A 330-nucleotide genomic window follows, 5' to 3' on the forward strand; every position below is an offset into this window, starting at 1 on the left:
CCACTTAAATCTCCAACTACTGGTGCATAACCATCATCGGTTGTTGCTGTTTCAACTCCTTCTAATACGGTTACTGTTTCTGGATCTGAAGTTCCTGTTGTTAAAGTATCTGTAATATCTGCTGGTAATGTTGTTTCATCCACATCTACTTCTGCATCTCCTACTGGAATGTCTGTTGCTGTCCATGATCCATCCGTTCCTGTTGTTACTGTTGTTTCGTCTCCGTTAACATCGGTAATTACAACTTCTACTCCTTCTATTCCTTCTTCTCCTGGATCTTGTATTCCATCGCCGTTAAGATCTTCAAATACAACTCCACTTAAATCTCCA

The 330-nt window shown here is 40.3% G+C and carries 1 protein-coding gene; it reads right to left on the reverse strand.

Annotated elements, in window-relative coordinates; all coding sequences use genetic code 11:
• The coding region (locus tag ACVC3Y_RS00005; RefSeq protein ID WP_452225697.1) for an SdrD B-like domain-containing protein at positions 1–330 on the reverse strand (330 nt) is incomplete at both ends.

Source organism: Lacinutrix cladophorae (assembly GCF_053604645.1).